The organism is Litchfieldia sinesaloumensis, from assembly GCF_900156865.1.
GTDB classification, from domain to species: Bacteria; Bacillota; Bacilli; order Bacillales; family Bacillaceae_L; genus Ferdinandcohnia; species Ferdinandcohnia sinesaloumensis.
This window is the reverse complement of record NZ_LT732529.1, coordinates 1,869,428-1,881,339: the sequence shown is the minus strand read 5'-3', so window position 1 is coordinate 1,881,339 and position 11,912 is coordinate 1,869,428. Positions and strand designations below refer to the sequence as shown.

The following is an 11,912-nucleotide window of genomic DNA, read 5'->3' as shown; positions in this document are numbered from 1 at the left end:
AGATTCTTGTTCCATACGAAACATTTATCTTGTAAAAGCAATACTCATCTAGTAATATAATGATGTCAAATGAAATTAAAATTAAATAATAAATCGAAATTTTAGGTGTCATGAGAATATACATGTATTCTCAATAGACTTAAAAGGGAATCTGGTGAAAATCCAGGACTGCCCCCGCAACTGTAAAGGTGGACGAAATGAGAAGAACCACTGTATGATTGGATGGCAAATGCTGTTCATTATATGGGAAGGACTCATAGTAGGGAGAAACCTAAGTCAGTAGACCTGCCTAATTCGATTATCGTCTATTAATTCTTCGGGGTGTGGGAATTAACAATAAAACTATACAGTTGTTCATTGTTTTTTGTTAATCAAAGCCCATCCTTAAGGATGGGCTTTTTTAGATTCGGTATCTGATGCGAAAGCACTTTTACATAAACTACACAATATCAAACAAAAAGGGGAACGAAAATGATGAAAAAATTACTTGTTGCTTTACTCTCATTAGGATTATTATTTGGATGTAGTAATGACACTTCTACAAACGATAAGCAAAAAAATAATAACTCACAAGCGGTTGAACAAGAAGAAAAAGAAGAAATTGTAACAGTTATTGTTACTAAAAACAACGGAGAAGAAATTATTGAAGAAAAAGAAATAGAAATTGAAGCAGGCAAAGAAATTACCGTAATGGATGTTATGCAAGAAAACTTTGAAATAGAAACTCAATTTGATGGTGCTTTTGTTGCTAGCATTAACGGGATAGCAGGAAGTGAAGAAGAAAAAACATTTTGGCATCTTTCTGTAAATGGTGAAGAAGCAATGGTTGGAGCTAACGAATTAACAGTGGAGCCTGAAGACAAGATTGAATTCGATTTACAGAAGTATGAATAATGAAATTATCCGTTAAAAACTTGACGCTCTTGTCAATGTTAATTGCATTGTCAGTTGTAGGTCGAATTACATTTACATTCATTCCAAATGTCCAGCCCACAACTGCGATTATCATTATCACGAGTCTATTTTTAGGGCCAATTTACGGTGTGTTGGTTGCTGTGTTAAGTTCAGTTTTGTCGAATATGGTAATGGGTATGGGTTTATGGACAATTGGACAAATCGTAGCATGGGGCTTAATTGGTTTGATTAGTGGTTCCATACGTAAGTACCGTGACCGAATTCCAGTCGTAATTCTTGCCATTTACGCTGTGTTCTGTGGTTTTCTATATGGCCTAATTATCTCTATTCCACTTTATTTGTTCTCGGGTAAGTTTCTCGCGTACTATATCGCCGGATTGCCATTTGATATGAGTCATGCAATTGGTAATGGCATATTTTTTCTGATTCTATATCCAATCATGAGACTATTATTCTTAAAAAATGTAACAATCGCAAAGTAAGGAAGAATATTACCAAAATATTCTTCCTTTTTTTATAAAAACATACTATATTGGGAGTGTAACTTTTTTAAAAAAATGTACGACTAATGTAATGAACGGGAGGATTGCTATGGATTCCTTGTTTGAGGAACTGTATGAAAAGTATCATCACGATGTCTTCTCCTTCTTGTTTTATATGGTAAAAAATCGTGAACTAGCTGAAGATCTCGTTCAGGAAGTTTATATAAGGGTTTTAAAATCATATGATAGATTCGAAGGAAAGAGCAGTGAAAAGACATGGTTATTTTCAATTGCAAGACATGTTGCAATTGATTCATTTCGTAAACAAAAAGGCTGGAAGCAACGGATATTGGAAACCTTTGATTGGAGCCGTCAAGAGGTAAAAGATTATGCTCCACTTCCAGAAGAAGTAGCTTTACAAAATGAGCAAGTTCAAACAATGTACGCTTGTTTGGATCGCTGTACAACTGATCAGCGTATGGTTCTCATTCTACGATATATACAATCACTTTCGATTGCAGAAACTGCACAAGCATTAGGGTGGACGGAGAGTAAGGTCAAAACGACACAACATAGGGGTCTTAAGATTTTGAAGACGTATATGGAAGAATCAGGTGTGAAAGAGGGTGTAAATGATGAAAAAATCAGAGTGGAGTGATGAGCAGCTAGAACACATACTATCACAGATGCCAGAGGTTAAGGACCACCGTAATCCACATGAGGTTTATCAAAATGTAACCCGTAAAATGAAAAAAAGAAAGAAAAGGGTTTGGGTTATTCCTTCTTTTGCAACTGTAGCAGCGGTGTTACTGTTATTCATCCTAGCTCCTTCTTTCGTAAACAAAATGAATAACTCAGAAATTAATTCTGCTGATATGGCGAAAGACAATACTATACTTGAAAGTAACTCGGAAGCCAAGGAATCGACCCGGAATGACGAAGAAATGAGTACGTTACAAAGGTTTGAAGATCAAGAACGCGATGAAGATGCCACTATTTCTTCAGTTGAGGAACAACCAAGCCAAAACTACGTGGTAAATAGTGTGGGAGAAAATGAAGTTCTCTTAACATATGGTGTATATCTAGGCGGTGCCATGTTTCCTTCTATCGTATCAGTAGTAGTCGAATCAGACGGAGAAAATATTATTGAACAATGGCAGAAACATATTCCTTATGTCAATGAGATGATTAGAGAAAACCCTAGCTGGGGAATTGATGAGGTTCCAATATCCTTCTTTTCAGACTTCTCAGAAGTTGTAACGAAAGACAATGCGAAAGCTGTTAAAGTTGAAGTAGATAACACAATTCATACAGAGTCCTTTGCGACTGCTCAAACCGCTGAGTTTACACATACAATTAGTTCCTTCCGATACCTGGTAGAAGATTTTCAACATGTTGAACTTTATCAAAATAATCAACAAGGTATTATAATCGGGCAGAGTGGTATTGTTGAAAACCATATCGATGTTGAAAAAGATACGAAAAAGGCATATTTATATTATAAAAATGAACAATCAGATAAGAAAATGTTGGCTCTAACCTATGAAGACTTTAATACGATTGAGCAGGCACTAGAAGCCATGAAAGAAGACACTATTCAGGGCGACTTTATACTTCATAAAACTATCATATCGGATATAAAAGAAGTTAAACAAAATGGAACTGACTTAGAAGTTCATTTTAATGATAATGCTGCTCTAGAGAATTCTGATAATTATATTCTAATGCTTAATGCTATTATGTTAACGGCAAAAGAGTTTGATTTTGATACAGTAACATTCTATGGGAATATAGATCAAATCGGTCAGGTGAGATTCGGAGAACAAGTAAGAGTTCCGCTCGCACCAAATCCACTATAATATAACTCCATTAAAGAGACATTAAGTTGTCTCTTTTTTGTGTTTTAAATAGATGAATGGAATTACTTACATAATTCAAGAAAAATTTTCAAATAATAAGTAGGTGTCCATTTTTGCTTATCAATGAGGAGGTGTTCTTTCAACAAGCAAGGGTGAACACTAGAATATATATAGGATCATTTTCTTACTATTTGAGGAGGATAACAATGTTTGGTAGACGATTTTCATTTGCTGCTATTTTGGCAGCGTGTTTGGGATTACTCTTAGTCGGAGGACACAGTGCCAATGCACAAGAACTTCCAGAAGAAATAAGCGAGGAGTGGGCATGGCCGGTCGTAGGGAGGATCACTGATACGTTTGGAACTCGGCAGGGGAATCATAAAGGGTTAGATATTGCTGCTCCGCTCGGAGATCACATATATACGGTTGAGGAAGGGATTGTTAAAAATTCATCTTACAATGACTCCTATGGTCATGTGATATTTATTGAGCATCCAAATGGATACGAAACAGTCTACGCACACCTAAGTAAGCGTAGTGTTCAAGTAGGAGAAAAAGTGGAAAAGGGCCAATTGATAGGCCATATTGGAAGTACAGGTAATTCTACAGGTCCACATTTGCATTTTGAAGTACATAACGGTGAATGGAATTCTTTGAAAAACAAAGCTATTGACCCATTGTTCATTCTTACAGACGAACAGATACTCGTTCCGGCTTTAATGAAAAAAGAAACTGAAGAGGTGTCAAAAAACATTGAAACCTATACTGTTCAGACTGGAGATTGCTTATCTGTTATTGCAAGTAAAGTAGGGACAACAGTTGAAGAAATCAAGGTACTTAATCAATTAACAAATGATTTAATTTTCCCAGACCAGATCTTAATTATCGAAAAGTATTAAAAGTACGTATTCACCGGACCTTCCTGAATTTTCTCTAAAATTTTGAGCTTTTCCATTCCCTTCAGAAGGATTATTCATGTATAATGATAAAAACTTCGAGGGGGATTCTTATGCGTACTGATTATCACAATCATTTGGAGCTTGGCACACTTGAACTAGATTATTTAATGAAGTTTATCGATGAAGCAAAGGCAAAGAAGATTGATCATTTTGGTATTTCCGAGCATGCCTATCATTTTTATCAAACAAAAGATATTCTACGTAATCCATGGGTAGATGCAAGAAGATATTACGACATGAAGGATTATGTTGATTTATTTAAACTTGCATGGAAAAATAATATCGATGTAAAAATGTCAATTGAGATGGACTATACTCCCGGAAAGCATGCTGAAATGGAAAAGTTTATTTCATCTTATGATTTTGATTATGTAATAGGTTCAATTCACTGGGTGGATGATTTCGGTATTGACCTAGCGGAATTCCGTGAAGAATGGGATAAAAGAGATCTACACGATACATATACGAAATATTACAATCAGGTGATTACACTAGCTGAATCAAACTTGTTTGATATTATCGGTCATATTGATCTTGTTAAGATTTTTAAGTATATTCCTGAAGATGAGGAATTTTTACTCCATCAATTTGATCGTGCAACAACGGCGTTAGCGAATTCAAAAACATGCGTCGAAATTAGTACAGCTGGTTTACGAAAGCCTATTGGTAAGCTTTATCCAGATCCGCGACTCTTACAAATGTGCTTTGATAAAAATATACCTATTGTACTATCATCAGATGCACATCGACCGCAGGATGTGGGGGCTGATTTTGACCAAGCAATCGAATTAGCGAGAAGTGTAGGCTATAGTAAGCTTATGACATTTGAAAAAGGGGAACGAAAGGAAGTTCCACTTGGTTAAGGATATTAATAAACAGGCTCTAATAAGCCTGTTTTTTTGTGTCACAATAACTCAAAAAAAAAGAACCCTTTTCATATCAAAGGATCCTTCTCATTTTATTACTATTCAAATTTTAAAGGGTCACCATCAAATGGCTCGTCTGCAACTTTGATGGAGTCAGTAGGGCATCCTTCAAATGCATCGATCATATCTTCTTCTAATATTTCTGGAATTTCAACAATTCCTTGGTTATCATCAAGTGTAACAAATGCAATACCGTCATCATCGTAATCATAGATGTCAGGTGCAGCTGCACCACATGCACCACATGCGATACAAGTTTCTTTGTCAACAATGGTATACTTAGCCATGTGTATTAAACCTCCCGAAAATCGTAACATATTATACATATATATTTATATTAGTTCTCCATCCTACTTCCTCATAAGATGGAAACAGCTTCCTCATATTCATTGTAAAGCTGTTCACTAAACTTTTCAATAAAAATATCTAGAGTTCCCCTATTGTATAGGTTTTTTTACCTGAGAAAGGCTCGATCACATTTCCATATGAAAACATCCCACTCTCCGTTATTATTTGATAAAATAAGGGTAGCATTCATTCGACAATTTTCCATCCGTTTGTCGATTGAGAGGAGAGAAGAAGGTGAGCTTAACCTATCGTTCAATATTGATTTTATATTGTATACAAAAGCTGAACGGTGAACGCACTATTTATGGGACTTTTCACTTACTGAATGGCAAAAAATCCTCTCAAACAATTGGGGATGCTAATCTCTTTGACCTTACATTTTTGTTTGGCATTCTCAGGCCATTAGAAAGAGCTTGTTTTGAGAAAGAGATAAAATTCCTACGAGAGAATGCGCTTATTAAAGAAATGGATCCATCAAGTAAAAAGATTACCTTAACATCTAATGGAAAATTAATCTTAACAAAAGAGCTCAAAAAGAGACCTATTCCAATTCATTTAGATGGTTGGAAATACAATGAGAGATCCCAATTACTTTGGCGTAGACTTTCGTTGCTTATACAAGTATTGTCAAATTTAATAGATGAGAACAAACGCTATACTCCCATACAGCAGGATGAATCAATATCTGATTGGGTTAAAGCTTATTTGATGAGGTACGGACATAATCGATTTACGCTGGCTGATACTCTTTATAAAGAGGTTTTACAGTCCCTCGAACGGGTTTCAGAGCTTGAAGCATCCATATTTGTCATGAGACTAACGAGTTCAACAAGGATTGGCTATACAATTGAACAAATAAGTTCCTTTTTAGATGAGGATGAGGTATGGTGTCAGGTTCTGTTTATCCATACCTTACATACAATTATTCAACATGTTGAAAAAAATATGTTACATCTGCCGATTTTGGCTTCCATGATTGGCTCACACCATGAGGATGCTTTACTTACAACATCAACTCAAAAAACCTATCAGTTAATTATTGAGGGAAAAACAATTGAGGAAATAGCTTTGGTTCGTAACTTGAAACGAAATACAATAGAGGACCATATTGTTGAGGTGACACATCAACAGCCTAATTTTACAATTGAACCATTTGTATCACTCGAACATCAACAATTGATTTTAGCAGCGTATAAGGAGTTACATACGAAGCAGCTACGTCCTCTAAAGGAAAAACTGCCGGATGGTATATCGTATTTTGAAATTAGACTAGTTCTCGCAAGATTTGGTGGTAAACATGAATCTTACTAATATTTTAAAAGAAAAATTTAACCATAGTTCGTTCCGTGAGGGACAGAAGGAAATTATTGAAGACATTTTAGCAGGAAACGATGTGATGGCACTTTTGCCAACTGGTGGAGGAAAATCACTTTGTTATCAATTGCCGGCTCAACTTCTTGAGGGAAGTGTTCTTATTATTTCTCCATTAGTGGCTCTTATGGAAGACCAGGTGTTACAAATTAAGAAAATGGGTGAAAAAAGGGTAGTTGCTTTAAATAGCTTTTTATCATTTGAGAAAAAACGTAAGGTCATCCCGAACCTATACAAATATAAATATATTTTTGCATCACCTGAAATTCTACAGTCGAGTTACATTTTAAACCAGTTAAAAGGCATCCATATTTCACTTTTTGTTGTGGATGAAGCCCATTGTATTTCTCAATGGGGACATGACTTTCGTCCAGATTACTCACGATTGGGAAACATCCGTCTTGAAATGGGTTCGCCACCATGTTTGGCATTGACTGCAACCGCAACAAAAGAGGTACTCGAGGATATTCGCCGTACTTTACAATTAGCAAAACCGAAAATGCACATTCATTCAATGGACCGATCTAATATTGCCATCGCTGTGAAAAAGGTTGATTCGTTAGAGGATAAGAAGGAATTGGTTTTAAAGTATGCCAAGGAGCTAAAAGGACCAGGAATTATTTATTTTTCAAGTCGACTATGGGCGGAAAATATTGCTCAATACCTTAAAGAAGAAGGCTTTGGACAAGTTGCCTACTATCACGGGGGGATGGAGCAGGAAAAGAGAATGCTCATTCAAGAACAATTTATTAATAATCAACTCTCAATCATTTGCTGTACGAATGCTTTCGGGATGGGAGTAAATAAGTCGGATATTCGATACGTTATTCACTTCCATTTCCCATCTCAAATGGAAGCATATATACAGGAGATTGGGCGCGCTGGTAGGGATGGACAACCAAGTGTGGGCATTTTACTTTATAGTGAGGTTGATCGTGAAATTCCTCAAGGTTTACTTAAATATGAGTTTCCAACAAAGGATCAGACTAGGCTTGTAATCGAATATATGAATCATGAGATTCAAACAAAAGGAAAGTTTACGAATACAAAAGCAGTTGAAGAGCATTTTTTTACTGCATTTAGTGTCAACGAAGTACAATGGCGATTTATCCAGTTTTATTTACAATTGGGGGCAGTAGTTAATTCTACATTAGATATCCAACAAACAATTGAAATTATCGATAAAGCTGCGAATATGAGATACGTTTACAAGAAAAACAAATTGGATTTCATGGAGAATTGGTTACGAACGCAAGATTGCAGAAGGCGAGCTGTACTAGCTTATTTCGATGAAGAATTAGAAAAGAAGCCATCGTCTTGTTGTGACTTGTGCGGAGTGGATTGGGACATATACAAACAAGAAAAAAATGAGGGAGATGGTCTTGAAATACCCTCTTGGAGACAAGAATTGTATCGTATCTTCCACAGGAATGGGTGAAAAAATATGGGTAGGCGCCAAGCTGACATTATCAAAAATTTGCAGGATAAAGAAATCGTCTTTCATCTTTATCTAACTCAAGGAATCTTGCTACTAATTTCTTTCGGGCTTGGTTACTTCTTGTTCGAAAATTGGTCCTCATTTTTGAAGTTATGGATTTGGGATGACTGGAATATTCTCGTTATAGGTTCTGCGTTTGCACTCGCAGTTGTTTGTATCGATTTGCTATTAATTAAATGGCTCCCAGAAGCGATGTACGATGATGGAGGAATAAATGAACGTATCTTTCAAAGAAGAAGTATTCCACACATATTCCTTTTATGCGTATTGATTTCATTTTCAGAAGAGATATTATTCCGAGGGGTCATCCAAACTCACTTCGGACTTATTATTGCAAGTGTCATATTTGCGTTATTACATGTTCGTTATTTGCATAAGTGGGTTCTATTGACTTCTGTCGTTCTTTTAAGTTTTTTATTAGGATATATATATGAGATCTATCAAAATCTTTGGATTACGGTATATGCTCATTTTTGGATTGATTTTATTCTTGCTGTAAAGCTTAGGCTGGATTATGTGAATAGTCCAAAAGAGGAGGTATAGTCTTGAAACAGCCAGATGGAGAAGAAAATTTAGTGGATTTAGAAAAAAAGCCTTCGAAATTACCATCTCGGAGTGAAGTTCATAACAGGAAGAAAAAGAAGACAAAGTTTAAAGTTAAATATCCGATTATACGAATGTTGGCTCTCTTATTTATTTTACTTCCAGTTGTTATCCTCAGTTACAAATTTAATTCGAATCCGGAACAGATTGAAACTACTCCTGTTAAACGGAGTGCAAATTTTGAAAGTATTAGCTATGAGAATAAGGAAAACAAACCTCAGGAAAAGGATGAAGTTGTGGAACCTGAACCTGTTAAACAAGAACCAGAAACAGACCCAGACCCAGTACCACCGGTAGAAGAGGGAAGAGAACTGGAAGATGAAAATAAAGAAGATACACCTAATGAAGAACCAGAACAAGTGGTTGTCGAAAACAATACACAAGATACAACTGAAAAGACAAAACAAACAGAACAAAAGCAAGAAAAGCCAAATGATCGCTATGATGTTAAGTATCACAAGGTGCAAGCGGATGAAAATTTGTATCGAATTTCAATGAAATATTATAATAGCCGTAATGGTGAGGATTTGATTAAGAAATGGAATAACCTAGACGGAAATACGGTAATCGAAGGTCAGATTTTACAAATTCCAATTAAAATAAATTAAGATTAGCAAATAACGCGAGAATCATCGCGTTATTTTTTTTGACAGACATATACACATGTACAAGCTCATATTTTTATAGTAGTAGGTCTTAATGAAGGTTTGGAGGGATTGAAAATCGAAAAGAAGATAAGTGAGTTAAATGACTATACAGATGAAGTAACAAAACAAATGCTCCAACATTCTGTCGAGAAAAAGAGAAAATTTGAGAAGCTTAAGGCCAGAGCCTATTATATGAAATTAACGGTCCTGTTTCTATTGTCCATTTTTTTAGTATATGTCTATAAAACGATTGTACTTCCATACAGCCACTCCACTGAACTGATGATTAGTATATTTCTTGATGGCTCCATCTATTTCTTCTTTGTATTTGTAATTGGAGGATTATATGGTGGAGTCAGGTATTTCGACAAAAAGAAGGACGAAGCAGAAGATAAGTATCATGCAATAAGATGTGAGATTATAGATAAAAGCAAGGACTTATGGAAAGAACCAACACAATGGCGGGAGCGGCAGCGGGTATTTGAAATGATGAAAAAGGAATTTGATGTAAATTTATATCATGAAAGCAAATAATGGGATTCGACCCAAAAATGACAGAATTGAAATAGGGGTATTTTCAAACGCCTTGGAAATAGTGCATCCGAAAATACCCATATATATAAACTAACAATTTCATTTCAATCACTGGGTAATTTTATACTGAAACGGGTTAACTTGTTCCCATGCAAATCCTGCTTGTAGCAATAATATCTCATTAAGATGATTACCAAAGAATTGCATACCGACTGGGAGCCCGTTTCGATCCAGTCCCATTGGCACGGATAAGGTTGGTACTCCTGTTAGGGTTGCAGGAACAGTAAAAGGTAAACTACGCCTAATCACCTCTAAATTTTGCTCGACCCAATTGTGGGCGAACGCAGGAGTTGTGAAAGGAATTGTTGGACCGAGTAGTAAATCAACTTTTTTAAAGCTGTTATGAAATGCTTCGACCATTTTTCTTCGAGCTTGTTGGGCTTTGACGTACTTCGGTGCATTTGTTAATGTCCCAGAGAGAAGGGAGATTCGGTTATCTGCTGCATAATCTGTTGAGCGGGTTTTGAGATAATCATAATGAAAAGCTGATGACTCACTGCCGACAATACTATATCCGGCAAATGTAGACATTGTTAATTCAGGAATGGTGAGTTCTATAATTTCCGCCCCTAATTTGTTCAATACGGATAAAGCGTTTGTAAAGAGCTTTTCAACGTCTGAATCTAATCCCTTGAGATAGTACATAGGTATGCCAATCTTTATCCCACTTATACCTTTAGTAAGATCAGTCGTGTAGTTAGGAATAGGCACGTTGAGGCTAGCTGGATCATTCGGGTCATAGCCAGCCATTCCATTTAACATCAGTGCCAAATCTGCAACGGACCTAGCCATTGGACCAGCATGATCTAATGACCAAGCGGACGGAAAGACCCCATATGTGCTAACAAGACCATATGTAGGTTTTAACCCATACACTCCGCACATAGCAGCCGGTAGACGTATAGAGCCGAATGTGTCAGTTCCAGTTGCAAGTGTTGCCAGGCCAGCTGCCAAAGCAGCGCTACTGCCACCACTCGAACCACCTGGCATATAGTGAAGATTCCATGGGTTTCGTGTGGTACCAAAGGTAAGGTTCGTTCCAGATGAACCGAGAGCAAGTTCATGCATATTTAGTTTTCCTAACATGATACCGCCTGCAGCAAGAAGTTTATCAACGACAGTAGACGACTTATTAGGGACAAAATCTTTAAAAAGTTTCGAACCAGCTGTTGTTCGAATGCCTTTTGTATAGAAATTATCCTTAATGCCGATTGGGATTCCGTGAAGAGGTCCTTTGTAACCGGCCTGCATAATATCCTTTTCAGCTTCTTTTGCTTGTGTAAGAGCAATGTCATGAAGTGGGGTAATATACGATTTGATGGTTGGGTCGATTTTATCAATGCGGTTTAATAGTTGTGTTGTCAACTCTACAGGAGATAGTTGCTTTGACTTTAGTAAGGGTGCAAGTTCAGTAGCTGATAAGTATGCTAGATTTGTCATCGCAATAACCTCTTATCGACAATTGTAATCGGAACTTTTGAGTTTAAATTAGGAAAAGCATAAAGGCTTCTTTGTGCTTGATTAACTGTAAAAAGAATCCTCTGTATATGCGGAATATCAGTTTCGTAAATTGGTAAACCTTGAAAATATAAACTTTGCTTAATAAAGTTTGAATTATTCATCTTGCTTACCTCCCTAAAAGTTGAGTCGTGAAAAAATGGGAGTGCATCTTCCTACCAAGAAAGCAACAATAAAAAGAAATGAATCAAA

General features: G+C 36.3%; 14 protein-coding genes and 1 riboswitch. Of the genes, 11 read left to right on the top strand and 3 right to left on the bottom strand.

Annotation, left to right across the window (positions count from 1 at the left end; all coding sequences use genetic code 11):
- Positions 1-88 precede the first annotated feature (88 nt).
- A riboswitch (cobalamin riboswitch) is annotated at positions 89-307 on the top strand.
- A 167-nt stretch (positions 308-474) separates the two neighbouring features.
- The 6 genes from CZ490_RS09365 (at position 475) to CZ490_RS09340 (ending at position 5,078) form a co-directional block, all read left to right on the top strand.
- Positions 475-894: a DUF4430 domain-containing protein gene (locus CZ490_RS09365; RefSeq protein ID WP_234987212.1), complete on the top strand. Its 420-nt coding sequence runs from the start codon at positions 475-477 to the stop codon at positions 892-894.
- Positions 894-1,397, top strand: a complete 504-nt coding sequence (locus tag CZ490_RS09360; protein ID WP_077618643.1) for an ECF transporter S component — start codon at positions 894-896, stop codon at positions 1,395-1,397. Before CZ490_RS09365 ends, CZ490_RS09360 begins: the two co-directional genes overlap by 1 nt.
- A gap of 109 nt (positions 1,398-1,506) precedes the next feature.
- A complete protein-coding gene (gene sigX / locus CZ490_RS09355) occupies positions 1,507-2,055 on the top strand; it encodes an RNA polymerase sigma factor SigX (protein WP_077618642.1) in 549 nt (182 codons plus the stop codon).
- Positions 2,033-3,256 carry a hypothetical protein gene (locus CZ490_RS09350; protein WP_142255361.1) on the top strand — a complete coding sequence of 408 codons (1,224 nt, stop codon included), beginning with the start codon at positions 2,033-2,035 and terminating at the stop codon, positions 3,254-3,256. Before sigX ends, CZ490_RS09350 begins: the two co-directional genes overlap by 23 nt.
- A 206-nt stretch (positions 3,257-3,462) precedes the next feature.
- Positions 3,463-4,155: a peptidoglycan DD-metalloendopeptidase family protein gene (locus tag CZ490_RS22665; protein WP_077618640.1), complete on the top strand. Its 693-nt coding sequence runs from the start codon at positions 3,463-3,465 to the stop codon at positions 4,153-4,155.
- Between the two features lie 110 nt (positions 4,156-4,265).
- Complete coding sequence (locus CZ490_RS09340; RefSeq protein ID WP_077618639.1) at positions 4,266-5,078, top strand: histidinol-phosphatase; 813 nt, start codon at positions 4,266-4,268, stop codon at positions 5,076-5,078.
- 101 nt (positions 5,079-5,179) lie between these two features.
- Here CZ490_RS09340 and CZ490_RS09335 read toward each other — a convergent pair whose 3' ends face one another.
- Complete coding sequence (locus CZ490_RS09335) at positions 5,180-5,428, bottom strand: 4Fe-4S domain-containing protein (RefSeq protein ID WP_077618638.1); 249 nt, start codon at positions 5,426-5,428, stop codon at positions 5,180-5,182.
- 295 nt (positions 5,429-5,723) lie between these two features.
- Between CZ490_RS09335 and CZ490_RS09330 the strand changes: the two genes are divergently transcribed.
- The 5 genes from CZ490_RS09330 to CZ490_RS09310 all read left to right on the top strand — a co-directional run bounded on the left by CZ490_RS09330 (position 5,724) and on the right by CZ490_RS09310 (position 10,142).
- Positions 5,724-6,800, top strand: a complete 1,077-nt coding sequence (locus CZ490_RS09330) for a YpbB family protein (RefSeq protein WP_077618637.1) — start codon at positions 5,724-5,726, stop codon at positions 6,798-6,800.
- Positions 6,787-8,298: a RecQ family ATP-dependent DNA helicase gene (locus CZ490_RS09325; RefSeq protein ID WP_077618636.1), complete on the top strand. Its 1,512-nt coding sequence runs from the start codon at positions 6,787-6,789 to the stop codon at positions 8,296-8,298. Before CZ490_RS09330 ends, CZ490_RS09325 begins: the two co-directional genes overlap by 14 nt.
- 6 nt (positions 8,299-8,304) lie before the next feature.
- The gene (locus CZ490_RS09320) at positions 8,305-8,901 is read left to right on the top strand and encodes a CPBP family intramembrane glutamic endopeptidase (RefSeq protein WP_077618635.1); all 597 of its coding nucleotides are present in this window, start codon (positions 8,305-8,307) and stop codon (positions 8,899-8,901) included.
- 2 nt (positions 8,902-8,903) lie between these two features.
- Positions 8,904-9,569, top strand: a complete 666-nt coding sequence (locus CZ490_RS09315; protein WP_077618634.1) for a LysM peptidoglycan-binding domain-containing protein — start codon at positions 8,904-8,906, stop codon at positions 9,567-9,569.
- 108 nt (positions 9,570-9,677) lie between these two features.
- On the top strand, positions 9,678-10,142 hold the full coding sequence (locus CZ490_RS09310) for a YpbF family protein (protein WP_234987211.1): 465 nt from the start codon (positions 9,678-9,680) through the stop codon (positions 10,140-10,142).
- A gap of 108 nt (positions 10,143-10,250) precedes the next feature.
- Here the strand turns inward: CZ490_RS09310 and CZ490_RS09305 are convergent, their stop codons facing one another.
- Positions 10,251-11,642 carry an amidase gene (locus CZ490_RS09305; protein ID WP_077618633.1) on the bottom strand — a complete coding sequence of 464 codons (1,392 nt, stop codon included), beginning with the start codon at positions 11,640-11,642 and terminating at the stop codon, positions 10,251-10,253.
- Positions 11,639-11,824 carry a hypothetical protein gene (locus CZ490_RS09300; RefSeq protein WP_077618632.1) on the bottom strand — a complete coding sequence of 62 codons (186 nt, stop codon included), beginning with the start codon at positions 11,822-11,824 and terminating at the stop codon, positions 11,639-11,641. Before CZ490_RS09300 ends, CZ490_RS09305 begins: the two co-directional genes overlap by 4 nt.
- Positions 11,825-11,912: the final 88 nt, after the last annotated feature.